Source organism: Arthrobacter sp. Y-9, from assembly GCF_029690065.1.
Classification (GTDB): Bacteria; Actinomycetota; Actinomycetes; order Actinomycetales; family Micrococcaceae; genus Arthrobacter_E.
The window spans coordinates 2,359,423-2,380,905 of sequence record NZ_CP121463.1; the positions used below are offsets into that span (position 1 = coordinate 2,359,423).

The following is a 21,483-nucleotide window of genomic DNA, read 5'->3' on the forward strand; positions in this document are numbered from 1 at the left end:
TGCTAGTAGTTGGTTTCGCGTGTGAGGAGAAGCCTCTACTAGAGAACGAAAGCGAAGACCAGGCCGAGGATGGCAAGAGCTTCAGTCAGTGCCAGGCCGAGGAACGCGATCGGCTGCAGCACGCGCTGAGCCTCCGGCTGGCGGGCAACGCCGTTGATGTAGGCGGCGAAGACGAGACCCACGCCGATGCCACCACCGATGGCGGAGAGACCGTAACCAACAAGGTTGAGATTGCCCTGCATTGTTTTCCTTTCAGTCGCCGCTGAGCGGCTGTTTTAGGGGTTTGAGCTATCCCGTCGCCGGGAATTCTTGGATGCCTCAGTGGCTGTCGGCGTGGAGCGCGCCTTCGATGTAGATGGCGGTCAACAGCGTGAACACGTACGCCTGCAGCACCATGATCAGCGCTTCGAGCATGTACATGGCCACCGCGCCGGCCAGAACCAGAATCGAGGTGCCCTTCAGGAGGACACTTTCCTGGGAGATGAGGAACTCGATGCCGGAACCGGCGATCATCACGATCAGGTGGCCTGCCAGCATGGTCGCGAACAGACGGAGGCTGTGCGTGATGGGGCGGACCACGAAGTTCGAGATGATCTCGATCGGGATCACGAGCGGCAGGATGTAGAAGGGAACGCCCGAAGGAACGGTTGCCAGCTTGAAGTAGCGGATGCCGTTCTTCTTGACGCCGATGACGATCCAGGTCAGGTACACCAGGCCGGCCAGCACATAGGCGCCGCCCACGTGAGAGAAGGACGGCAGCTGGATCACGGGGATCGCACCGTAGATGTTGTTGACGAGGATGAAGAAGAAGAGGCTGAACAGCAGCGGGACGTACTTGAGGAAGTCCTTGCCGCCGATGATGTCCTTGGCGATGCTGTTGCGGACGAAACCGTAGGCGGTCTCACCGGCGAACTGGAGCTTTCCGGGGACGAGCTTGCCCTTGCGGGCGGCGGCCAGGAAGAAGGCCGCGATGATGACCACGGAGAGGATCACCAGAAGCATCTGCTTGGAGAAACCGTCCGCCGCCCCCCAAGGCAGAATCGCCGGGAGGTGCATTTCATCAATACCAGGCGGGTTGAAAGAACCCGAATCCTGAGCGGGGAGCGTAAGCGCGAACAACGCGTTTCCTCTCTGCAGTGTCCATCGTTGGGCATGTGGCGGGGCGTGCTCGCTCTGAGAGCGGATCCCCCTGTGAAATTATTTGGAAGGCTTGTGGGGCTTCCCAGGCTCGGGCCCGGGGTTCTCGGCACGATGTTTGAAGAAGCCGTGCATCTGAACGAGATAGAAACCTCCGGCGGCACCGAGAATGGCTCCAGCGAGCACCAACCAGCGCGTTCCCCACAGTGAATCCAGTCCCCAGCCTATCAAACTCCAGACCACGATTCCGCCGACGATGTAGCTGAAGACTGCCATCCCGGCGTTGTATCCACCGTCGCCAGCATCGGTCGGCTCGGCAGCTTTCGTGTTCTTCGAATCTTTGACCATGTCAGCGACCGCCTTCTGGTGCATCGGCGGGACCTTTGCCCTGATCAGCGGCCTGTGAACGTTCGTTGAAGATGAGGAGTCGTGCGCGCGAGAAACCGTAGAGTTCCGCGATCTGCCACAGAATGACCGTCACGACCGCCGCTGTAACAAACCACCGGCCATGCAGCCACGCCGGAGCGCGGAACACCAGGAACACGACGCCGAACACGACGACCTTCACGAAGTACAGCGCCGCCATGAGCCCGACGGCCCCGGACGGGTTGTTTCTTCCGACGAAGTGGCCAGCGAGCAGGGAGATCCCGAAGAAGACGATCACCAGTGCGCCGCCGCAGAGCACGGACAGGGCGCCCAGTCCCCCGTTCAGCACCGCGGCGATGACCGCGGTGACGAGGAGACCAGCGGCGGCCGCTGCTGAACTGAGCGCCAGAAGGCGGAGCCAGAGCGATCCGGGGTCGCCCGCCGTCGTCGTCCGACGCCGAGAAGCCCTGGAAGGGCGGGGCGAGGATGCAGACATGGCGGCCTTAGCGGTCGATAGGAATGGAACGGAATCGGCAGGGTGCCTCCGTCCTATCAATTCTACACGAGATAGAAACGAGCCAACGGCTGAGGGCCTCGCCCATCAGCTCGCCCCTGAAAGGAGAAGGGCTGAACGCCTCTGGCGCCCAGCCCTTCTCCCAGACATCATGTGGTCAGCAGCTGCCCGGTACGTAATAGACGTTGGTGATCTTGTTCCAAGCCGCTCCGTAGAACCTGTTGCCGCCCGGCCATGCCTTCTCGACCCCGGAGCCGACCCAGTAGTCGATGTGAACGCAGACCGACGCGGATCCACAATGCCGGTAGTCGGCGAAATTGCCCGCCACCACGTCATAGACGCCTTGCAGGCCGCAAGGACCGCTGTTCGGGCCGGTGGGAACCGCCTGCGCCGGCTCCGCCACCGCCACTCCTGCCAGACAGAGCATCGCTGTGGCTGCCAGTGCGGAAATCATCCGTTTCATCACATTGCCTCTCACTAAGTGTTACGCCTCACTTACGACTGACAAGGTGAGTCAATTGGATATCGAGCGTTTTGTCAAGAGACTTCCGAAAGGAGTCTTTCGCGGAGTGCCTGCAGTTACGACAGCACGATCTGACGATGGACGGAGTGCCCGGAATCCTTCTGTGGCGAACACGCACGGGTGATCTTGAGCCCATCACTGGCCAGTTGATGCTCTGGAAAGGCGGGGCGCGAAGAGTGCTCGTCAGCCGTTCAGCGCCGAAGATAGCCGTCAGGCTATGACCGGTGCCTCAGGAGTCGTCGGCGGAGCGCGCGAGGCGGGGCTTGAGCGTCATCGCGGTGAGGATCGCGCACAGGATGAGCACCACGGTCACCACGGTCCCCCACGGGAAGAACGCCATCGCGGCGCAGCCGTAGGCGAGGACGGCGGTCCACGCGTACATGAGGAGCACGGCCGAGCGGTCGGAATGCCCGAGGTCCAGGAGCTTGTGGTGCAGATGTCCACGGTCGGCGGCCCACGGCGACCGGCCGCGTGCAGTGCGCCGCACCACCGCCGAGATGAGATCCAGCAGCGGGACGGCCATCACCATGAAGGGCAGCAGCAGCGGCAGCACGGTGGGCAGGCCGTTGACCCGCTCGTACAGCCCGGATCCCACCTGACCCGTGGCCACGATACCGGCGGAGGCCATGAGCAGTCCGATCAGCATGGCGCCGGAATCCCCCATGAAGATCCGCGCCGGATACCAGTTGTGCGGAAGGAAGCCCAGGCAGCTCCCCACGATCACAGCCGTGAGCAGGGTGGCCAGGTCCGAGTAGTCGAGGAGCACGGCATTGCGGTGCACCCAATACGCCATGAGGAAGAAGGCCGAGCCGCCGATGATCGAGACACCCGCCGCGAGGCCGTCCAGCCCGTCGATGAAGTTCAGGGCGTTCATGGTGACGGCGATCAGGAAGGCCGTCACCGCGACGCTGAGGGGGTAGGACGTGAGATGGATCGGCTCCCCGAAAAACGGGATGACCGTCATCCGCACACCCCAGACGGCCACGACGAGCCCGGCGCCGAACTGCCCCAGCAGCTTGATCCACCACTTGAGGTCGATGAGGTCGTCCAGAAGTCCGACCAGCACGATCACGGCGGCTCCCGCGAGCACCCCCCACGGCGAGGCGTTGCCTTTGAAGATGTCCTTGACGAAGAAGGACTGGCTGGCCACCAGGAGCGCCACCAGGACACCGGCGAAGATCCCCAGGCCGCCGAGCCGCGGCACCGGCTTCGTGTGCTGGTCACGGAGGCGGATCGGTGTGAAGAGCTCGTACCGGTTGCCCAGCGATCTGGCCAGCCACGTGGCGAAGTAGGAGACGACCATGGCGGTGAGCGCCATGAGGGAGTACATGATCATGCGGAACGGCCCCGCGATGCGTGAGTGGGAACGAGGTCCCCGCTTCCGCGTCGGTTGTTCTTCTGCACTGATCCTGCTCTCATGGGATCGTCGGATCCGCGGTGTCCTGCGTTGCACCGTCCCGACGGCGACCGGACCACGTAATAAGGTTGACGGTAGTCAGGATACTCAGTCCGTGACGTGGTTGCGGGTTTCACCATACCAAGTGGTGACACGGCGACGTGGCAGAACACCCTGAGAGGAACACAATGAATCCGACCGTTGCCGTGGCGGCGGTGACCTTCGACCGTCCCGACGACCTCGAGGTCCTCCTCGGTTCACTGACGGCTCAGAGCGCACCGATCACCAGCATCTGCCTGGTGGACAGCGGCACCCGGCCGGCCTCCGACATCGCCGCACGGCATCCCCGGGTGGACTACATCCGGTCCGAGGCGAATCTCGGAGGCGGTGGCGGTTTCGCCCTGGCCGCGCTGAAGGCCGTCGCCAGCGGCGCCGAATGGGTCTGGATGATGGATGACGACGCCGTCCCGCTCGGCGAGGACTGCCTGGCCACCCTGGTGCGGGAGGCCAAAGCGCGAGGACTCGACGCCGTCGTGCCCCTGGTCGTGTCACCGCAGGACTCCAGCAGACTCTCGTTTTTCTTCCGCCTGGACGGCAAGGTCACCCATGAGCGTTCGGAGGTGGAACGACTGGGCTTCATCCCCGACGACGGGCACTTCTTCAACGGGGCGCTCATCCGCTCGGACGTGTTCTTCCGCGTAGGCTTCCCGGACATCCGGCTGTTCATCCGGGGCGACGAGGTCGACTTCACCATCCGGCTCCGCAAGGCCGGGATCCGGTTCGGCACGGTGACCACGGCCGCCATCAGCCACCCGGCGGCGGAGGACGAGACGCAGCACGTCTTCGGAGCGCGCTGGCACGTGATCGTGCCCGGGACCGCGTTCAAGCGCTTCTATTACTACCGCAACCGGGGGTACCTCATCCGCCGCTACAAGCGGGTGAAGTCATTCGTGGCCGACGTCGGCGGCTACACCGTGTATTTCCTGCGCCGCGGCGACCTCAAGGGGTATCTGGGCTGGCTGCGGGCGTTCTCGCTCGGGCTGCGGGAGAAGGGCTTCGCACCGCTGGACCAGCAGAAGTTCTGATCCGGGCGCGATCCGTGCCGCGCCGAGAGGGCACGGATCAGCCCCGGAACTTGCGCCGGGCCAGGAGCCACGCGAGCTTCCACGGTTCGACGAACACGCGGTAGGCGACCCTGCGCGGATGGAACAGCAAGCGGTAGGCCCACTCGAATCCGAGGCGTCCGATCCACCGGGGAGCCAGGCGCTGGAGACCGGCGGTCTGTTCGATCGCGCCACCCACGGCGCAGTACACCGCGGGAAGGCCCTGAGCGGCCAGACGGCCGATGACCTGTTCCTGCAGGGGCATGCCGAGGCCGACGAGCACGAGCTGGGGGCGGAATCCCCCGAGCCACGCCGCGGCCCGGGCTTCGGCCTCCGGCCCCCAGTTCTCACCGGACATGCCCTCCACCCGGGCGTCAGGAAGCCTTCGGGCCAGTTCCTGCACGGCGGCGTCATTGGCCTCCGCACCCGCGCCCAGGACGGCGACACGGTCCAGACCGGGCACCTCACCGATCCGGTGCAGCCAGTCGGTGGTGCCGAGACGGTACTCCCCCGCGCCTGAGGCCGGCCCATGGGCCCGTGCCCAGAGCTTCGCGACCGGCGCGCCGTCCATCAGGACCACGGAGCTCTCGTCATAGAACGCCGCGAAATCCGGATCGGACAGGCAGAGGGTGACGCTGTGCAGATTGTGCCCCGCCACGGTGTGGGTGCCGCCGTCGGACACGAGCCGTCCGAGCTCTTCCAGGAGCTCCGTGGCGGTGCAGGGGGTCACCTCCACGCCGAGCAGAGGGACCCTCTCGCGCTTCACTCAGGCGTCCTTACCCGGTTCCTGCTGTCCGGGGATCCGGTCGGTCCCGGTGGAGTGTGCCGTGTCGTCCGTGGGGAGGCCGGCTGGGGCGTCGGACGTTGAGGCTTCCTCTTCAGTGGCCACGGCCGGGGCGGCAGCCACATCAGCGGGCGTTTCAGCGGTAGCGGAGTCAGACCCCTCCGTGACGTCGGTCGCCTCGGTCGCGGCGACGGCCTCGTCCGTCCCGTCGGCGGCGGGAGTCTCCGGGGCGTCGGTCTGTTCGGCCGTCTCGGCCTCGTCCGTCACGGCGTCCGCGTCAGTCGCGGCGTCCGCGCCGTTCAGCGCGCTGTCGGCGCCGGGCTGCCAGACGGGGACCTCCTGGCCGAAGGCCAGGATCGACGGGACGACGTCGCGGAGATCTTCCAGAGCGATCGCACCCTGGCGCACCACGCGGGCGCGGCTGCCGGTGCAGTCCACGATCGTGGACGGCAGGGCGACGTCGTCGCTGTCGGACTCGGCAGGACGGGGCCCGCCGTCGAGGTAGACCTCCACCGATTCGGCGAGCTGCTCCTGGGCGTTGGCAGCCGTCTGCGCCGCCGGCTGGCCGCTCCGGTTGGCCGAGGACACGGCCAGAGGGCCGGTCCGGGCCAGGATCTCGAGGGCCAGTTCGTCATCCGGGACGCGCAGTGCGACGGTCCCCTTGGTCTCGCCCAGATCCCATTCCAGGGACGGCTGGGCATGCAGGATCAAGGTGAGGGCGCCGGGCCAGAACTTCTCGGCGAGCTTCCGGGCGTCGTCGCCGATGTCCACTGCGAGCCCGTCCATGGTCTGAACGCGCGGGATGAGCACGGGCGGAGGCATGGTCCGGGAGCGGCCTTTGGCGGCCAGCAGGAGACGGACGGCCAGCGGGGAGAAGGCGTCCGCGGCGATCCCGTACACCGTGTCCGTCGGGAAGACGATGCACTGCTGTTCGGCGATGGCTCGCTGGGCGTGCGCCAGTCCCTCGAAGCGGGTTTCTTCCGTTGAGCAGTCGTAGCTAGAAGTCACGCTGACATTCTCCCATCTCTTTTCAGATCCAGAGTCCGTGCCGTGTCCCACCTCCGGCAGAGGGGTCCGGCCCGGTGTCCGCCTCAATTGCGACGGGCGGACGTGGCGCGGTCCAGGCCGTTGAGGTCCTGGTGGGTCGTCACGTCGGACCAGGCGGGGTCCTGGCCCAGACGCGTGGCGAGCCACGGCGCCTGCACCTCGGCGTGCTCCATGATGAACCAACCGCCGGTCCTGAGCAGACGCGCAGCGCTGGCGGCAGCGGCGAGAGGCAGCTCCATGCCGTCCACTCCCCCGCCGTACAACGCCATCTCGGGGTCGTGCTCGGCGACCTCGGGTTCGCGGGGCACCGCTTCACTCGGGATGTAGGGCGGATTCGACACCACCATGTCCACCAGGCCGTTCAGTTCCGGCAGCGCGTCCCGCAGATCGCCTTGATGAAGCTCGACGCCGTGCGGCCGCGTGTTGCGCTCGGCCCAGGCGATCGCCAGAGGGCTCAGCTCGACGGCATGCACGCGCGAACCCGGCACCTCATGTGCCAGCGAAGCCGCGATGGCTCCCGAACCCGTGCCGAGGTCCACCAGAAGAGGTGCCACGACCCCGTCGGCCCGCAGCTCGGCACACCGGTCCACGGCCCACTGAACCACGGTCTCGGTCTCAGGCCTGGGGATGAACACGCCCGGGCCCACAGAGAGTTCCAGGTGCCGGAAGGAGGCGACCCCGGTCAGGTGCTGGAGTGGAATGCGCTCCGCGCGCTGCTCCACGAGTCGCTCGAACTCCTCCGGGACGACACGCGATCCCATGAGGACCGCGTGCTGCAGTTCCTTGAGGTCGAGGCCCAGGGTGTGCGCCAGGAGCAGCTCGGCGTCCCGGCGCGGACTCGGCACGCCCGCCGCGGTGAGCACGGCCGCGGCGGCCCGGACCGCAGGGGCCAGGGGCGCGCCGGGGCGCAGCGCGTCGTCGTCGTACACGGTGTTCCGCTACTCGCCGATGGCGTCCAGGCGTGCCTGCTCGTCCATCTCGATGGCGGACTGGATGACCGGCTCCAGGTCGCCGTTCATGACGGCGTCCAGGTTGTACGCCTTGTACCCGGTGCGGTGATCCGCGATGCGGTTCTCCGGGAAGTTGTACGTGCGGATGCGCTCGGAGCGGTCCATGGTCCGGATCTGCGACTTGCGGTGTTCGGCGCTCTCCGCGTCGAGCTGCTCCTGCTGGTGCGCCAGAAGGCGGGCCCGGAGCACGCGCATGGCGGCCTCACGGTTCTGCAGCTGGGACTTCTCGTTCTGCATCGCCACCACGATGCCCGTGGGCAGGTGGGTGATGCGGACGGCGGAGTCCGTGGTGTTCACGGACTGTCCACCGGGGCCGGAGGACCGATAGACATCGATCTTGAGATCGTTCTGGAGGATCTCGATCTCTTCGGGCTCGTCCACTTCCGGGAACACCAGCACACCGGCGGCCGAGGTGTGGATGCGCCCCTGGGATTCGGTCGCGGGGACGCGCTGCACGCGGTGCACGCCGCCCTCGAACTTCAGACGGGCCCAGACACCCTCCGCGGGGTCATTGGAGGAACCCTTGATGGCCATCTGAGCGTCCTTGTACCCACCGAGATCGGACTCGTTGGCGGAGATCAGTTCGGTCTTCCAGCCACGGGACTCGGCATAGCGGGTGTACATCCGGAGCAGGTCGGCCGCGAACAGCGCGGCCTCCTCACCGCCTTCGCCGCCCTTGACCTCGATGATGATGTTGCGGGCGTCGTCGGGATCGCGCGGAATGAGCAGACGGCGCAGCTTCTCCTGCGCAGCCGGCAGCTTCTCCTCGATCTGGGCGACCTCCTCGGCGAAGTCGGGATCCTCGGCGGCCATCTCACGGGCGGCTTCCAGGTCATCGGTGAGTCCGCGCCAGATGTTGTACGCCTCCACGATGCCGTTGAGCTGCGCGGAACGACGCCCCAGTTTGCGGGCCAGCGACTGGTCCGCGTAGACGGCGGGATCGCTCAGCTGCGCCTGGATCGCGGCATGCTCGTCGAGCAGACCCTGGACGGACTCAAACATGTTCTAAACCTCTTTCGACCTGGTCACCAGTTTATCGGGAGACGGCAAACGGGGATGGGACCGGCGTGTGGCCGGTCCCATCCCCGTCAGGAGCTACTTGTCGTTCTCCGACTTTGCAGCCAGGGTGGTGCGCTGCACCTGGAGCAGGAACTCGGCGTTGCTCTGCGTCTCACGGATCTTGCTCGTGAGCAGTTCCAGGCCCTGCTGCTGCTCGAGGCCGGAGAGCAGGCGGCGCAGACGCCACATGATCTTGACCTCGTCAGCGGAGAGCAGGTTCTCCTCGCGACGGGTGCTGGACGCGTTGACATCGACGGCCGGGAAGATGCGCTTGTCCGCCAGGTGGCGGGACAGGCGGAGCTCCATGTTGCCGGTGCCCTTGAACTCTTCGAAGATGACCTCGTCCATCTTGGAGCCGGTCTCCACCAGGGCCGTGGCCAGGATGGTCAGCGAGCCGCCGTTCTCGATGTTGCGGGCTGCGCCGAAGAACCGCTTGGGCGGGTACAGCGCGGCGGAGTCGACACCACCGGAGAGGATGCGGCCGGAAGCCGGCGCGGCCAGGTTGTAGGCACGGCCCAGGCGGGTCATGGAGTCCAGGAGGACCACCACGTCCTTGCCCATCTCCACCAGACGCTTGGCGCGCTCGATGGAAAGCTCGGCCACCGTGGTGTGGTCATCAGCGGGGCGGTCGAAGGTGGAGGCGATGACCTCACCCTTCACCGTGCGCTGCATGTCGGTGACTTCTTCCGGACGCTCATCCACCAGAACCATCATGAGGTGGACCTCAGGGTTGTTGGTGGTGATGGCGTTCGCGATCGACTGCAGGATGAGCGTCTTACCGGCCTTCGGCGGGGAGACGATCAGGCCACGCTGGCCCTTACCGATGGGAGCCACGAGGTCGATGATGCGCGGGCCGATCTTCTTGGGATCGGTCTCCAGGCGCAGGCGCTCGGACGGGTAGAGCGGAACGAGCTTGTTGAACTCGACGCGGTTCTTGAGCTCCTCCGGCTGCAGGCCGTTGACGCTCGTGACGCGGACCAGAGCGTTGAACTTCTGGCGGTTGTTCTGCTGGTTGTTGTTCTCGCCCTCGCGGGGAGCGCGGATCGCGCCGACGACGGCGTCGCCCTTGCGCAGGTTGTACTTGCGGACCTGGTTGAGGGTCACGTACACGTCCTGCGGGCCCGGCAGGTAACCGGAGGTGCGGATGAACGCGTAGTTGTCCAGGACGTCGAGGATGCCGGCCACGGGCACCAGGACATCGTCATCGCTCAGCTCGGTGTCGTCCACCTCGGGGCCCTGGTTGCGGCCACGGCGGCGCTCATTGCGATCGCGGAAGCGGTCGTTGCGATCATTCCGGTCATTGCGGTCGTTCCGCTCGTTGCGGTCACGGCGGTTGCGACGGTTCCGGCGGTTTCCGCCCTCTTCCTCGTCACCACGGGTCTCCTGCTGACGGCTCTCCTGCTGGCGTGCGCCCTGCTGGTTGCCGTTGTTCTGGCCGTTGCCCTCACCGTTGCGGGGGCCGCGCTCGGAGCGCTGACGGTTGCGGCGGTTGCCTTCGCCGTCACGGACGTCGCCCTGCTCGGACGAGGCCTCGGCGGTCTCGGACGGGGTCTCGGAACGCTCACCGGCGTTCTCGCCGCCTTCGGCACGACGGTTGCGGTTGCGCGTGCGGGTGTTGCGGCGCTCGGAACCCTGCTCGCCGGAGGCGTTGTCAGCGTTCTCGGAGCGCTGCTCGGCGGCCGGAGCGGCCGTCTCGGCGGGTGCGGTCTCCGCAGCGGTCTCGGACGCGGCGACGACGCCGTCGCTGCCCGCGCGGCGGGAGCGGCCGCGGGTGCGGCTCCGGGCCGGCGCGGCGTCCGCGGAGGACTCCTGCTCGGAAGAAGCGGGCTGAGCATCGGCCTTGGCCTCAGACGTGGCCTCGGCCTGCGGCGCGGCGGCCTTGGCGGAGGAGGTCTTGGCGGCGGTCGCCTTGGTGGTGGCAGGCGCCTTGGCGGCTTCCTCGCCCTTGGCGGGACGATCGGCCACGGAGGAACCGCGCTGGTGGTCGGAGATGGCGGTCACGAGGTCGCCCTTGCGCATCCGGGAACTCCCGGAGATGCCGAGCTGGCTGGCAAGCGCCTGCAGCTGGGCGAGCTTGAGGCCCGCCAGGCCGCCGCTCTTCGCTGCCGGTGCAGCGGAGCTTGTCTTGTCCACATCCGTAGTCAGGACAGTGGTTTCAGTCACGAAGGATCCTTCCCCCTCGATGGCGTCCGGGCTGGAGCCGGACGGTTGGGTTGACAGCACAGGCCTTCAGATCATCCTGGGCTGCTCATGACCGCGCAATGGGGCGATGCACGAGTTTTTGCAAGGAATTTGCCGCGCGAAACACACGGTCCAAGAAGAGGATCCGCGGGTGGATTCCCCGCGCGCAAAAAGTGGCATCCACTGCGGATTTACCGCGGATGCACTTCCACTTTAGCACCTTCACGGTCTACGGCCGGTCGCAGAACACGCCACGACACCGCTGCCGATTCCCGCTGCCGGATGAATTCCTCCACCTCGGCGGCCTCTGCCGTCGAACGGGCGAGGGTCATGACCGTGGGACCGGCTCCGGAGACGACGGCGGCATGGCCGCGTTCGCGCAGCTCGGCGATGAGATCCGCGCTGGGCTGCATCGCCGTGGCGCGGTAATCCTGGTGGAGATAGTCCCGCGTCGCCGGCACGAGCAGATCCGGCTGTGACGTCAGCGCCGCCACGAGCAACGCCGCCCTGCCGGAGTTCATGGCCGCGGCGTGGTGGTCGATCCGGGCCGGCAGGAGCGTCCGGGCGAGTTCCGTGGAGAGCTCGAAATCCGGAATCGCGACGACGGGGACCACATCCGCGTGCACCTCCGCGCGGGCGCTGCGGAACTCCGACCCTTCCTGCCAGGAGAGGGCGAGGGCGCCGAAGATCGCCGGGGCGACGTTGTCCGGATGCCCTTCCAGCTCGCTCGTGAACTGCAGGACCCAGTCCAGCCCGCGGCGGGACTCCTCCGGCACCAGGCCGTTGGCTGCGAGAGCGGCGGCCACGACGGCGGCCGCCGAGCTTCCCAGTCCGCGTCCGTGGGGAATGACGTTCTCCGCGCTCAGGTGCAGACCCTGGTGCCGGTACCCGAGCTGGGCCAGGGCGGACTCGAGAGAACGGACCACCAGGTGGCTGCCGTCCCGGGGCACGGATTCCGTGCCTTCACCCGTGAGGGTGAATTCGAGGGCGCCGGAGTCGAGGGTCTCGACCGTCACGGTGTCGAAGAGCTGGACGGCCAGGCCGAGGCTGTCATAGCCGGGGCCGAGGTTCGCGCTCGTCGCCGGGACGCGGACGGTGACGGAAAGACCGGACGGCAGTGCGGCGAGAGACGCCGCACCGCCGTCGTGATGGTGAGCCAAGACCTAGCCCTCGAAGCCGAGGGCCGCGGCCACGGAGACCACGTCGTTCTGCACCTTGACCGGGGAGACGTCGCTGCCGTCCTCGGTGCGGAGGGCCCACTGGGGGTCCTTGAGGCCGTGACCGGTCACGGTGATGACGATGGTCTTGCCGGTGGGGACTTCGCCCGCGGCATGCTTCTTGATCAGACCGGCGACACCTGCGGCGGAGCCGGGCTCCACGAAGACGCCTTCCTTGCTGGACAGCCAGCGGTGGGCGGCGAGGATCTCCTCATCGGTGACGGCCTCGATCAGGCCGCCCGACTCGTCACGGGCGGCGACGGCGGTGTCCCAGGAAGCGGGATTGCCGATCCGGATGGCGGTGGCGATCGTCTCGGGGTGGGTGATCGGGTGTCCGGCCACGAACGGCGCCGCGCCGGCCGCCTGGAAGCCCCACATGGCGGGGGTGCGCGTCGCGACGGCGGCCAGTTCGCCGGCGGTCGCAGACTGGTACGGCGCCGCGTACTCCTTGTAGCCCTTCCAGTACGCGCTGATATTGCCGGCGTTGCCGACGGGCAGCACGTGGATGTCGGGGGCGTCACCCAGAGCGTCGACGACCTCGAAGGCGCCGGTCTTCTGGCCTTCGATGCGGGCCGGGTTGACGGAGTTCACCAGGAACACCGGGTACGCCTCGTTCAGCTTGCGGGCGATCTCGAGGCAGTCATCGAAGTTGCCGTCCACCTGCAGCAGTGTGGCGCCGTGGGCGATGGCCTGGGACAGCTTGCCCATGGCGATCTTGCCCTCGGGGACCAGGACGGCGCAGCGAAGACCGGCCGAGGTGGCGTAGGCCGCGGCGGACGCCGAGGTGTTGCCGGTGGAGGCGCAGACCACGGCCTGCGCTCCGGCCTGCACGGCGGCCGTCATGGCCATGGTCATGCCGCGGTCCTTGAACGAGCCGGTCGGGTTCATGCCCTCGACCTTGAGGTAGACGGTGTTGCCGGTGAGCTCGGAGAGCTTCTGGGCGTGCACCAGAGGAGTGCCGCCTTCGCCCAGGGTGATGACCCTGGTGCTCTCGTCGACAGGCAGACGTTCGGCGTATTCGCGGATCACGCCGCGCCACTGATGAGCCACTTAGACACCTTCCACACGGAGGACGGACGTCACGTCCTGCACGACGTCCAGTTGAGAAATGGATGCGACGGTCGCCGCGAGGTCCGCCTCGCTGGCCCGGTGGGTCACGATCCGCAGTTCGGCGGACTGATCAGCGCTGCTGATGCTCTGCCGGAACAGTTCGATGGACACACCGTTGTCACTGAAAACCTGAGCGATCCGGGCGAGGACGCCCGGCTGGTCCGCCACGCGAAGGCCCACGTGGTAGCTGGTCCGGCTCGCCGAGATGGGCAGCGCCGGAACATGGCCCGTGGTGGTCTCGGTGCGGCCGGGGCCGCCGAGCACGATCCGACGTGCCGCGGAGACGAGGTCGCCCAGGACGGCGGACGCGGTCGGGGTGCCACCTGCGCCCTGGCCGTAGAACATCAGCTCGCCGGCGTTCTCCGCCTCGACGAAGACCGCGTTGAACGCTCCCCGGACCGCGGCCAGCGGGTGTTCCCGCGGCAGGAGCGTCGGGTGGACGCGGACGCTGACGCCCTCGGCTCCGGCGTCGTCCGTCAGCTCCTCCGCGATGGCGAGCAGCTTGATGACGAATCCGGCGTCCTTGGCGGCGGCGATGTCCGCAGCGCTCACCTTGGTGATGCCCTCGCAGTACACGTCGTCGAGGGAGAACCGGGTGTGGAAGGACAGCGAGGCGAGGATCGCGGCCTTGGCCGCGGCGTCGTGGCCTTCCACGTCCGCGGTCGGATCCGCTTCGGCGTATCCGAGGCGCTGCGCCTCCGCCAGGGCATCCTCGAATTGGGCGCCCGTGGAATCCATCTGGTCCAGGATGAAGTTCGTGGTGCCGTTGACGATGCCGAGCACCCGGGTGATGCGGTCACCCGAGAGGCTGTCACGGATGGGACGCAGGATCGGGATGGCCCCCGCGACGGCGGCCTCATACGAGAGCTGCACGCCCGCCTGGTCCGCCTCTTCGTAGAGGGTGGGGCCGTCCTGGGCGAGCAGAGCCTTGTTGCCCGTGACCACGCACGCGCCGTGGCGGACCGCGGACAGGATCAGGCTGCGGGCGGGCTCGATGCCGCCCATCAGCTCGATGACGAGGTCGGCGTCGGCCACGAGGGACTCGGAGTCGGTGGTGAAGAGCTCCCGGGGAAGCTCGACGTCACGGGGCGCGTCGATGGTGCGGACGCCGATGCCGACGAGCTCCAGACGGGCGCCGGTGCGGGCGGCCAGGGTCTCGGCGTCCTCGAGGAGGATGCGGGCCACCTGAGATCCCACGTTGCCGCAGCCCAGAAGCGCGACCTTGAGGGTCCTGGTGTCTTTCACGTCGGTGTTCACAACGTCGGTGTTCACAGCTGTCCGGCTCCCATGTCTCGGTTCAAGAGGTCTTCCTCGGTTTCCCCACGAATGATCCACCGGGCGGTCCCGTCAGAGACCGCGACCACTCCCGGACGTGCCAGGTAGTTGTAGTTGCTCGCGAGTGCCAAGCAGTAGGCGCCGGTGCCCGGCACCGCCAGGAGATCACCGGCCCTGACATCCGAGGGCAGGTAAACATCTTTAACAACAATGTCCCCGCTCTCGCAATGTTTGCCCACCACTCGGGACAACTGGGCGGGAGCATCCGAGGAACGGCTCGCCAGGGCGGCCGAATAATCGGCGTCGTAAAGCACCGGGCGGGCGTTGTCGCTCATGCCGCCGTCGACCGAGACGTAGCGCCGCGGGTACGTCCGCTCCGCGTCGTCCGGCGCCTCGACCTGGACGGTCTTGCGAGTGCCGACCTCGTACAACGTGAAGGTGGTGCTGCCCACGATCGCCCGTCCGGGCTCGATCGAGATGCGCGGGCACGCGATGCCCAGCTCGCGGCAGGTGTCCCCCACGACGCCGGCCAGGGCCTGCGCGATCTCGGCCACCGGGCGCGGGGTGTCCACGGGGGTGTAGGCGATGCCGTGGCCTCCCCCGAGATCCATCTCCGGCAGGACGATCCCGTGTTTGCGCTGCATCGCGTCGTGGAACGCGAGCAGTTTCCTGGCCGCGACCGCGAAGCCGTCCGCCTCGAAGATCTGCGATCCGATGTGGCAGTGCAGGCCCAGGAGTTCGATGCCCTCCAGCGCCACGGCCGCGTCCACGGCCTGCTCCGCCGCGGACAGAGCCGGGTCGATGCCGCGCAGTTCCGCGTCCTCCGCGGTGCCCGGCGCCATGGAGAGACCGAACTTCTGGTCCTCATGGGCCGTGGCGATGAACTCGTGGGTGTGGGCGTGCACGCCGGGCGTCAGGCGCAGCATGACCTTGGCGGTCGCCTGCCGACCGGGCTCCTGGGCGCCTTCGGCCCGGCGGCGCTGAACGATGTCCGCCACGCGCTCCAGCTCGTCGATGCTGTCCACGACGATCCGGCCGAGGTTCATGTCCAGGGCACGGTTGATCTCGGCGGCCGACTTGTTGTTGCCGTGCAGTCCGAGCAGCTCACCCGGGAAGCCGGCTCGCTGGGCGACCGCCAGTTCGCCGCCGGAACAGGTGTCGAGCCGGAGCCCTTCCTGACGGACCCACCGTGCGACCTCCACACTCAGGAAAGCCTTGCCCGCGTAGTAGACGTCCACTCCCCCGCAGAGGTCGGCGAAAGCTTCGTTGAACGCATCACGGAACGCCCGGGCACGAGCACGGAAGTCGCCTTCGCTCAGCACGAAGAGCGGAGTGCCGAACTGCTCCTTCAGAGAGCCGACCGTCACCCCGTCCACGGCGAGCTCGCCGGCATCCGTTCGTGCGACGTCGTGCGCCCAGCTCGGGGCGTGCAAGGCGTTCAGATCGGAAGGAAGCCGCAGCCATTCCGGGGCCAGCGGACTGGGCCCGGTCACGTCCACGCCGCTCACTACATGCGCTCCGGGGCGGAGACACCGAGGAGCGCGAGGCCGTTGGCCAGAACCTGGCTGGTGGCATCGTTGAGCCACAGCCGGGTGCGGTTGACCGTGGTGACCTCTTCGTCGCCCTGTGGGGTGACACGGCAGGCGTCGTACCAGCGGTGGTACGCCCCGGCGATGACCTCAAGGTGACGGGCGATGCGGTGCGGCTCCCGGAGCTCGGCCGCCTTCGCCACGATGGACGGGAAGCTGCCCAGCTGGGACAGCAGCTCGTTCTCGGTGGGATCGATCAGCAGCGACGCGTCGAACTCGCTGCGGTCCACGCCCGCGGCCACGGCGTTGCGCGCCGTGCCGCGCGAGCGGGCGTGCGCGTACTGCACGTAGAAGACGGGGTTCTCGTTGCTGTTCTTCTTGAGGACCTCAGGCTCCAGCGTGATGGGCGAGTCCGCGGGGAAACGAGCCAGAGAGTAGCGCACCGCGTCCTTGCCGAGCCAGCTGATGAGGTCCTTGAGCTCAATGATGTTGCCCGCACGCTTGGACAGCTTGGCACCGTTCACGGACACGAGCTGCCCGATCAGCACCTCGATGTTCTTCTCCGGGTCGTCGCCGGCGCAGGCGGCGATGGCCTTGAGGCGGTTGACGTAGCCGTGGTGGTCGGCGCCGAGAAGGTAGATCTTCTCCTCGAAGCCGCGATCCCTCTTGGTGAGGTAGTACGCGGCGTCCGCGGCGAAGTACGTGGGCTCGCCATTGGCACGGATGAGGACGCGGTCCTTGTCATCCGTGAAGTCCGTGGTGCGCAGCCAGACGGCGCCGTCCTGGTCGAAGACGTGTCCCTGCTCGCGCAGGCGGTCCACCGAGGCTTCAAGCGCGCCGGACTCATGCAGGGTCCGCTCCGAGAAGTACACGTCGAAATGCACGTCGAAATCGGCCAGCGTCTGCTTGATGTCCTCGAGCTGCGCCTGGTAGGCGGCCTCGCGGACGATGGGCAGCGCGGCCTCATCGGTCAGTTCGCGGATGGCGGGGTGTTCGCGAAGGACCTCGTGGCCCAGGTCCACGATGTACTGACCGGGGTAGCCGCCCTCCGGCACGTCCCGGCCGCGCAGGCGGGACAGCACCGAGTTGGCGAACACGTTCATCTGGCTGCCGGCGTCGTTGATGTAGTACTCGGCCGTGACATCGGCGCCGGCGGCACGCAGCACACGGGCGATGGAATCGCCCAGCGCCGCCCAGCGGGTGTGGCCGATGTGCAGCGGACCCGTCGGGTTGGCGGAGACGAACTCCATGTTGACCGTGTGGCCTGCGAGCGCGTCATTGTTGCCATAGGTGGCGCCCGCCTCGACGATGGTGCGCGCGAGCTCGCCGGCGGCGCCGGCGTCCAGAGTGATGTTGATGAAGCCGGGACCTGCGATGTCCACCGACGCCACGCCCTCAACGCCTTCGAGCTTCGCGGCCAGAACGGCGGCGAACTCGCGGGGCGAGAGGCCGGCGCGCTTCCCGAACTGCATGGCGGCATTGGTGGCCCAGTCTCCGTGCTCCCGGTTCTTCGGTCGCTCCACACGGACCTCGGCCTCCAGCGCCTCGGCGGGGAGGTTGATCGAGCCGTCAGCGACGGCGTCCTTCAGGCATGCGGTGATTGCTGCGGAAAGCTGTTCGGGAGTCACCCCCCAATCCTACGGGGAGGGGCCTGCCCGGCGGAAAAGCATGAACCCGCCATGTGGACAGCTTCGGACGGGTTGTCCACATAAACCATCCATTCTCAGGAAACTCTGGACATACGCCCAGCAAGGCGATTTACGGTGGAGCCAGCCCTCCGGGTCTCCATGCCTTCTTCCCCACCAGGAGCATCGATGACCACCTCCACCCCTTCTCTGAAGTTCCTGGCCGGCACCGCCGCTGGACTGGCCGTGCTGGCCGGCGCCACGGCCTGCGCCCCGGCGAAGCAGGGGACCTCGACCGCCGATGTCTCCCCCACAGGCGGCGCCTCCAGTGCCGCGGGCGGCACCGGAACCCCTGCCACCCCTGGTCACTACAAGGACGGCACCTACAGCGCGGACGGGCATTACACCTCCCCCAACGGTGAAGAGACTGTGGGGGTCACTCTCACGCTGGCATCGGGCAAGATCAGCGATGTCAAGATCGCCACCCATCCCACCAGCGCGAACACCCAGCTGTTCCAGAACCGCTTCGCCGGCGGCATCAAGGACCTGGTGGTGGGCAAGAGCATCGATGAGCTCGACGTGAGCCGGGTGGCCGGATCGAGCCTGACCAGTGGCGGGTTCAAGGACGCGGTGGAGGCCATCAAGAAGCAGGCGGGCTGATGCCGGCATGAACGGTCCCCTGGAATTCGAGGCGATCGGCACCCGCTGGTGGATCCGGGCCGAGGGACTCACCGAACGGATCGAAGCGGACATCCGGCGAAGGATCGACGAGTTCGACAGCGTGTGGTCGCGTTTCCGCTCCGACTCCACGGTCGCGCGCTGGGCGGCCGAGCCTGCCCCACGGAACGGCGCCGAGCGGACTCTGGTGCTCCCCGCCGAGGCGGCACCCCTCGGACGCCTGTACCGGGAGCTCCACGAACTGAGCGGAGGCTCGGTGACCCCCTTCATCGGGGAGTCCCTCGTACGGCTGGGTTACGACGCGGCCTACTCCCTGACTCCCCACGGGCCCGCCGTCCCCGCACCCGTCTGGGGCCGGGACGCGCGCTGGGAAGACCAGACCGTGTCGGCGCGCGGTCCGGTTCTGCTGGACATCGGCGCGGCGGGCAAAGGACTTCTGGTGGATCTGGTCTGCGGAGTCCTCGAGGACTCCGGGGTCTCCGACTACCTGGTCGACGCCGGCGGCGACCTCCGGCACTCGGGCGCCATGGCTGAGCGGATCGGGCTGGAGAGCCCGTTCGACAGCAGCCGGGCGATCGGCGTCGTCGCGGTCCAGCAGCAGGCGCTCGCGGCTTCCGGCACCGCGCGTCGCGCATGGGGCCGCGGGCTGCACCACGTCCTGGACGGCCTGACGGGCGAACCCGTGCGGCGAGTGGTGGCAAGCTGGGTTCTGGCACCCGAGGCCATACAGGCCGACGGGCTCGCCACGGCGCTGTTCTTCGTCCCCGGCCAGGAGCTGGCGGCGCGCTACGGCGTGGAGTGGCTGACCGTGCACAGCGATGGGCACGCCGAAGGTTCCGAGTACTTCCTGGAAGGCCTGTTCTGATGTCCGCACTTCTGAGCGTCACGCAGCGTGTGACCCGGCCACTGGGCCGCCTGTCGATGACCCGCGTGGTGGCGCTGTCCCTCGGCGTCCTGATCGTCTACAGCCTCGTTCTGGACGCTCTCGGTTGGACCGAGTTCGGTGTTCCCGAACTGTGCCTCCACCTGGTCCTCTGCCTTGCGGCGACCGCGCTGTCCAACGGAGCCTGCGCCCTGTTGTTCCGGATGCGGCCCTACTGGGATTCGTCGCTGGTCACCGCGGGACTGCTGTACTTCCTCTTCTGGCCGGCGACGGGTTTCCGTGAGGGGCTGGGCGTGGCGCTGGCCGCCGTGCTGGCCTCCGCGTCGAAATACGCCCTCGCCTGGCACGGCCGGCACCTGTTCAACCCCGCCGCACTCGGGGCCTTCATCATCTCGCTGACCGGTCTGAATGCGGCGACCTGGTGGGTGGGCTCTCCCCTGCTGCTCTGGGCGGTAGTTCCGCTGGGTCTGCTGGTGCTCTACCGTGCCGGGCAGTTCCCGGTGGCCCTCACGTTCCTGGCGGCCTCGCTGGTGACGGCCGTCGCCGTGGCTCTGGGCCGCGGAATGTCGGCGGCGGAGGTGCCCGCGCTGTGGTTCACGAGTCAGGCCACGGTGTTCTTCGCCTGCTTCATGCTGAGTGAACCGCTCACCCTTCCGCCACGACGGTGGCAGCGGATCCTGGTCGGTGTCCTGGTCGGCGTGCTCTTCAGCCTGCCGTTCTCGCTCCAACTCGGCACCGTGATCCTCTCGAACGCTCCGGAGGCCGTGCTGCTCGTGGGCAACATCCTCGCGTTCATCCTCCGGCCCAAGAGTTCCAGCCTGGTGACATTTCTCGATCATCGACCGGTGGGCAAGGACATCACCGAGTTCACCTTCCGCGCCGCTGACGACCCTCGCCTCGCCGCAGGACAGTACGTGGAACTCACCATTCCGGTGCCCGGCATCGGTTCCTCGCGGCGGGTGTTCAGCCCGGTCGCGGCCGGCGACGGTGTCCTCCGGATCGCCACCCGCATGCCGAGCCAGCCATCGCCCGCCAAGAAGGCGCTCTACGAAATGGAGACAGGCACGGCGCTCCGTCTGAGCCGCACCGGGGGCGAATTCCTGCTCGGCCCATCGGACCGTCCAGCGCTCCTGGTCGCCGGCGGCATCGGGATCACCCCGTTCGTGGGCATGCTGGATGGCGCGTCCGCCGGGTCTCTCCCGGACACCGTGGTCCTCTACTCGGTGCGGGACTACGACGACGCCGCTTACCTCGGCGCGCTGGCCCGCTCCGGCGCGAAAGTCCTCCTGCGCACCTCCACGCCGCTTCCAGAAGGCACCCGGCTGCCCGACGGCGTCGAGCACGTGGGCAGCGAGCGGTTCAGCGCCGCACGGATCGCCGAGCTGGTGCCCGACGCCGCGGGGCGGCACGCACTCGTGTCCGGCGCCCCCGACTTCGTCGCCGCCCTCCGGGGCGCCTTGCGTGCAGCAGGAGTCCGCCGGGTGAAGAGCGATTCCTTCCTGGGGTACTGATTCCCTCACGCCCCCTACGACGGGCCACGTGTCGAGGGGCGACGGTCCGGGTACAGGGTTCGACCCGACCCGGCCCGGAGGCGACGCGCCCACCGCGTTCCCCGGGCGGGCCGATTTCGCATCCGGAGGGGGATTCCTGCTAAGCTCGAGGACGTTCCGGGGCCATCCCGGGATCCCTGGCCCGCCCTCGTAGCTCAGGGGATAGAGCGTCTGCCTCCGGAGCAGAAGGCCGTAGGTTCGAATCCTATCGAGGGCACCAGATACAGCGAGAGCCCCGGTTCCACGGAACCGGGGCTCTCGTCATCTCCCCCTCCCCCGGACCGGCACGACTGGGCAGTCCGCGACGGCCGAGTGCGATGCCGACGATGTCACTCAACGGCGGCCAGAGTGGCAGAGGTGCGGCGGCTTGCGTCAAGGGGCCCCGCGCCCAGACCCCCTCGTCACTCAGCCACAAGGCGCGGGGAAAGCAAGCAGAGCACCTCTGCCACCCCGGCGCCCGGCCCTTCGGCGACGCACCTCACACGCCCAACTAGAC

The 21,483-nt window shown here is 67.7% G+C and carries 19 protein-coding genes, 1 tRNA gene and 1 pseudogene; 5 read left to right on the forward strand and 16 right to left on the reverse strand.

Annotated features, from left to right (window positions below):
* Nucleotides 1-38: 38 nt before the first annotated feature.
* From atpE to P9849_RS10660, 6 genes are all read right to left on the reverse strand, one after another.
* On the reverse strand, nt 39-242 hold the full coding sequence (gene atpE / locus P9849_RS10635; protein ID WP_278266772.1) for an ATP synthase F0 subunit C: 204 nt from the start codon (nt 240-242) through the stop codon (nt 39-41).
* Nucleotides 243-318: 76 nt separating this feature from the next.
* Entirely contained in the window at nt 319-1,119 is an 801-nt protein-coding gene (gene atpB / locus P9849_RS10640; RefSeq protein WP_278266773.1) for a F0F1 ATP synthase subunit A, read from the reverse strand.
* A gap of 78 nt (nt 1,120-1,197) precedes the next feature.
* On the reverse strand, nt 1,198-1,485 hold the full coding sequence (locus P9849_RS10645; protein ID WP_278269148.1) for an AtpZ/AtpI family protein: 288 nt from the start codon (nt 1,483-1,485) through the stop codon (nt 1,198-1,200).
* Nucleotide 1,486: 1 nt separating this feature from the next.
* On the reverse strand, nt 1,487-1,999 hold the full coding sequence (locus P9849_RS10650) for a hypothetical protein (RefSeq protein ID WP_278266774.1): 513 nt from the start codon (nt 1,997-1,999) through the stop codon (nt 1,487-1,489).
* Nucleotides 2,000-2,174: 175 nt separating this feature from the next.
* Nucleotides 2,175-2,471 carry a DUF6355 family natural product biosynthesis protein gene (locus P9849_RS10655; RefSeq protein WP_278266775.1) on the reverse strand — a complete coding sequence of 99 codons (297 nt, stop codon included), beginning with the start codon at nt 2,469-2,471 and terminating at the stop codon, nt 2,175-2,177.
* A gap of 298 nt (nt 2,472-2,769) precedes the next feature.
* Entirely contained in the window at nt 2,770-3,876 is a 1,107-nt protein-coding gene (locus P9849_RS10660) for an MraY family glycosyltransferase (protein ID WP_278266776.1), read from the reverse strand.
* A gap of 248 nt (nt 3,877-4,124) precedes the next feature.
* On the opposite strand from P9849_RS10660, the gene P9849_RS10665 reads away from it, so the two are divergent.
* A complete protein-coding gene (locus P9849_RS10665) occupies nt 4,125-5,021 on the forward strand; it encodes a glycosyltransferase family 2 protein (RefSeq protein ID WP_278266777.1) in 897 nt (298 codons plus the stop codon).
* Between the two features lie 37 nt (nt 5,022-5,058).
* Here P9849_RS10665 and P9849_RS10670 read toward each other — a convergent pair whose 3' ends face one another.
* The 10 genes and pseudogenes from P9849_RS10670 to argS form a co-directional block, all read right to left on the reverse strand.
* Nucleotides 5,059-5,805: a WecB/TagA/CpsF family glycosyltransferase gene (locus tag P9849_RS10670; protein ID WP_278266778.1), complete on the reverse strand. Its 747-nt coding sequence runs from the start codon at nt 5,803-5,805 to the stop codon at nt 5,059-5,061.
* Nucleotides 5,806-6,159: 354 nt separating this feature from the next.
* Nucleotides 6,160-6,831 (reverse strand): annotated as a pseudogene (locus tag P9849_RS10675) (L-threonylcarbamoyladenylate synthase); the annotation flags it as partial.
* Nucleotides 6,832-6,914: 83 nt separating this feature from the next.
* Nucleotides 6,915-7,799, reverse strand: a complete 885-nt coding sequence (prmC, locus tag P9849_RS10680) for a peptide chain release factor N(5)-glutamine methyltransferase (RefSeq protein WP_278266779.1) — start codon at nt 7,797-7,799, stop codon at nt 6,915-6,917.
* Between the two features lie 9 nt (nt 7,800-7,808).
* Nucleotides 7,809-8,882: a peptide chain release factor 1 gene (gene prfA / locus P9849_RS10685; RefSeq protein WP_278266780.1), complete on the reverse strand. Its 1,074-nt coding sequence runs from the start codon at nt 8,880-8,882 to the stop codon at nt 7,809-7,811.
* Between the two features lie 93 nt (nt 8,883-8,975).
* Nucleotides 8,976-11,102, reverse strand: coding sequence for a transcription termination factor Rho (gene rho, locus P9849_RS10690; protein WP_278266781.1), 2,127 nt, complete (start codon nt 11,100-11,102; stop codon nt 8,976-8,978).
* Between the two features lie 209 nt (nt 11,103-11,311).
* A complete protein-coding gene (gene thrB / locus P9849_RS10695; RefSeq protein ID WP_278266782.1) occupies nt 11,312-12,280 on the reverse strand; it encodes a homoserine kinase in 969 nt (322 codons plus the stop codon).
* Between the two features lie 3 nt (nt 12,281-12,283).
* Entirely contained in the window at nt 12,284-13,387 is a 1,104-nt protein-coding gene (gene thrC, locus P9849_RS10700; protein WP_278266783.1) for a threonine synthase, read from the reverse strand.
* Complete coding sequence (locus tag P9849_RS10705; protein WP_278269149.1) at nt 13,388-14,692, reverse strand: homoserine dehydrogenase; 1,305 nt, start codon at nt 14,690-14,692, stop codon at nt 13,388-13,390.
* A 23-nt stretch (nt 14,693-14,715) separates the two neighbouring features.
* Nucleotides 14,716-16,230: a diaminopimelate decarboxylase gene (lysA, locus tag P9849_RS10710; RefSeq protein WP_278266784.1), complete on the reverse strand. Its 1,515-nt coding sequence runs from the start codon at nt 16,228-16,230 to the stop codon at nt 14,716-14,718.
* Nucleotides 16,230-17,879, reverse strand: coding sequence for an arginine--tRNA ligase (gene argS / locus P9849_RS10715; RefSeq protein ID WP_278266785.1), 1,650 nt, complete (start codon nt 17,877-17,879; stop codon nt 16,230-16,232). The genes lysA and argS overlap by 1 nt, the downstream gene beginning before the upstream one ends.
* Nucleotides 17,880-18,065: 186 nt before the next feature.
* Between argS and P9849_RS10720 the strand changes: the two genes are divergently transcribed.
* The 4 genes from P9849_RS10720 (at nt 18,066) to P9849_RS10735 (ending at nt 21,207) form a co-directional block, all read left to right on the forward strand.
* Nucleotides 18,066-18,536, forward strand: a complete 471-nt coding sequence (locus P9849_RS10720; RefSeq protein WP_278266786.1) for an FMN-binding protein — start codon at nt 18,066-18,068, stop codon at nt 18,534-18,536.
* A gap of 7 nt (nt 18,537-18,543) precedes the next feature.
* Entirely contained in the window at nt 18,544-19,419 is an 876-nt protein-coding gene (locus P9849_RS10725; RefSeq protein ID WP_278266787.1) for an FAD:protein FMN transferase, read from the forward strand.
* On the forward strand, nt 19,419-20,948 hold the full coding sequence (locus P9849_RS10730) for an oxidoreductase (RefSeq protein WP_278266788.1): 1,530 nt from the start codon (nt 19,419-19,421) through the stop codon (nt 20,946-20,948). The genes P9849_RS10725 and P9849_RS10730 overlap by 1 nt, the downstream gene beginning before the upstream one ends.
* Nucleotides 20,949-21,131: 183 nt before the next feature.
* Nucleotides 21,132-21,207, forward strand: a tRNA-Arg gene (locus P9849_RS10735).
* The last annotated feature ends 276 nt before the right edge of the window (nt 21,208-21,483 follow it).

Bases quoted from the DNA above. Each gene is read 5' to 3' on its own strand.
- atpE (WP_278266772.1), bottom strand. From the start codon at position 242: ATGCAGGGCAATCTCAACCTTGTTGGTTACGGTCTCTCCGCCATCGGT.
- P9849_RS10645 (WP_278269148.1), bottom strand. From the start codon at position 1,485: ATGGTCAAAGATTCGAAGAACACGAAAGCTGCCGAGCCGACCGATGCT.
- P9849_RS10650 (WP_278266774.1), bottom strand. From the start codon at position 1,999: ATGTCTGCATCCTCGCCCCGCCCTTCCAGGGCTTCTCGGCGTCGGACG.
- P9849_RS10655 (WP_278266775.1), bottom strand. From the start codon at position 2,471: ATGATTTCCGCACTGGCAGCCACAGCGATGCTCTGTCTGGCAGGAGTG.
- P9849_RS10660 (WP_278266776.1), bottom strand. From the start codon at position 3,876: ATGATCATGTACTCCCTCATGGCGCTCACCGCCATGGTCGTCTCCTAC.
- P9849_RS10665 (WP_278266777.1), top strand. From the start codon at position 4,125: ATGAATCCGACCGTTGCCGTGGCGGCGGTGACCTTCGACCGTCCCGAC.
- prfA (WP_278266780.1), bottom strand. From the start codon at position 8,882: ATGTTTGAGTCCGTCCAGGGTCTGCTCGACGAGCATGCCGCGATCCAG.
- P9849_RS10720 (WP_278266786.1), top strand. From the start codon at position 18,066: ATGACCACCTCCACCCCTTCTCTGAAGTTCCTGGCCGGCACCGCCGCT.
- P9849_RS10725 (WP_278266787.1), top strand. From the start codon at position 18,544: ATGAACGGTCCCCTGGAATTCGAGGCGATCGGCACCCGCTGGTGGATC.
- P9849_RS10730 (WP_278266788.1), top strand. From the start codon at position 19,419: ATGTCCGCACTTCTGAGCGTCACGCAGCGTGTGACCCGGCCACTGGGC.